Source organism: Frankia sp. CoWAU3 (genome assembly GCF_977971855.1).
Genome location: NZ_CDWWXB010000120.1, coordinates 5,381 through 7,240, shown reverse-complemented (window position 1 = coordinate 7,240; position 1,860 = coordinate 5,381). Strand labels below are relative to the sequence as shown.

The window sequence follows — 1,860 nt, the reverse complement described above, 5'->3', positions numbered from 1 at the left end:
CGCCGATCCGCAGTCCGGGCTGGAGGGCCAGCCGGACGTCCTCGGACACCGGCCCGGTGCCGTCCGCCCGCTCCGCGGCGGCGAGGAGGCTCACGATGTCGTCCACGTCCATGGCGCTCAGGGTCTGCTGCCAGCTCAGCGAGGTCACCGGACGACCGTATGACGCTGGGCGGCCCTCGACGGTGCGGTCGGGAGGCCCCGGTCGGGAGGCCCAGGTCGCGAGGCCGAATCCTGGCTCCTGGAGCCAGGATCTGGGCCTCGCGCCGGCGATGCCGTCCTACTGGCGGTGCCCGGGGTGCCGGGATGCCGGGATGCCACGCGGCGGACGGGTGTCCGCGGTGACGTCAGACCCGCTCGGGGGTCCGGGACTCGTCACGGCCGATCTCCCCGGGGGTGTTCTCCGGTAGCGGCGCGATGGGCGGCGCGACGAACTTGTACCCGACGTGCCGAACAGTACCGATCATCGCTTCGTGCTCGGGGCCGAGCTTCGCTCGCAGCCGCCGGACGTGGACGTCCACCGTGCGGGTGCCGCCGTAGTAGTCGTAACCCCAGACCTCCTGCAACAGCTGGGCGCGGGTGAAGACCCGGCCCGGGTGTTGCGCGAGGTACTTCAGCAGCTCGAACTCCTTGAAGGTGAGCTCAAGCGGCCGGCCCCGCAACTTGGCCGAGTAGGTGGTCTCGTCGACCGACAGGTCGCCGGACCGGATGACACCGGCTTCGGCCGTGCCGCCGGCGGCGGCGACTCGACCGATGGCCAGCCGCAACCGGGCCTCGACCTCGGCGGGACCCGCGGAATCGAGGACGACGTCGTCAACCCCCCAGTCCGCGGACACCGCCGCCAGCCCACCCTCGGTCACCAGCGCCAGCAGCGGCGTGGTGAGCCCGGTGGTGCGTAGTAGCCGGCACAGACCGCGGGCGATCACAAGCTCCCGGCGGCCATCCACCACGATCACATCCACCGGCGGGGCGTCCAGCAGCGCGCTCGCCTCGAGCGGGGCGACCCGTACGGTGTGGGTGAGAAGCCCAAGCGACGGAAACGACTCGGCGGACGGACCGGGGGCGTTGGTGAGCAAAAGGACGACGCTCAAGACGACTCCTCCAGGTGGTGTGGTGGTGGGGCAGCGTCGACCCGGTGAGTAACTCGATGCCCGGCGCTGGGCGTCTCACGACCGTCATGGGCATGAAACGAAGGCCGGTATGTGGGGAGGATAGCGGAGTGTCCTACTCGGCTCCTACCGTCTACGGGCCACTACCTACGGCGGATGGTGAGATCCCGACCACGAGTCATGATCACTGGAGTGGTTGGGTGCCCGGTGCGTCACGCAATCTGGCTGTAGTGGTCACCCATGGCTTCCCCTGTTCGACGTCACGCCTGGCGCTGCAAACAGTGATGGTCGGATTACGTCCACATCCCGATGTCCAGGTCATGGATCTGCAAGCGTACGACCGATCCACCAGACTGTGCACTTTCGGTGACCCCGAGGTGCTGGATGTCGGTGCGGACGTCGGCGTGGCTGCCGGCGTGGCCCGTCGACTCGGCTACCAGCGGGTCTGCCTCACGGGATGGTCGGTGGGATGGTCGGTGGACGGTGCCGCCGTGCCGCGGCACGGCGTGCTGATCCAGGTGGGGGAGCCCGCCCACAGCCATCGCCGTCGGCATCCCCCGGAGGCGGTAGCCAATGCGAGCGCGACCAGCCGGTGGTTCGTGCGGGACACCGCTCGAATGCGCCGGATCCATCGGCTGGCAGAGCGGCCCACCGGCCGGATGGTGGCACGGCGTCTGTTACGGGTGCGTATCGGCCCCCACGCGTTCGTACCAATTCCAGCTCCTCCGGTGAAGATAGTTGGTTCGGTCGCACC

At 69.5% G+C, this 1,860-nt stretch carries 1 protein-coding gene and 1 pseudogene; one reads left to right on the top strand and one right to left on the bottom strand.

Annotated features, from left to right (window positions below; all coding sequences use genetic code 11):
* Positions 1 to 344 precede the first annotated feature (344 nt).
* Positions 345 to 1,088, bottom strand: coding sequence for a response regulator transcription factor (locus AC08ON_RS11775; protein ID WP_476607801.1), 744 nt, complete (start codon positions 1,086 to 1,088; stop codon positions 345 to 347).
* Between the two features lie 338 nt (positions 1,089 to 1,426).
* Here AC08ON_RS11775 and AC08ON_RS11770 point away from each other — a divergent pair.
* Positions 1,427 to 1,860 (top strand): annotated as a pseudogene (locus AC08ON_RS11770) (alpha/beta hydrolase); the annotation flags it as partial.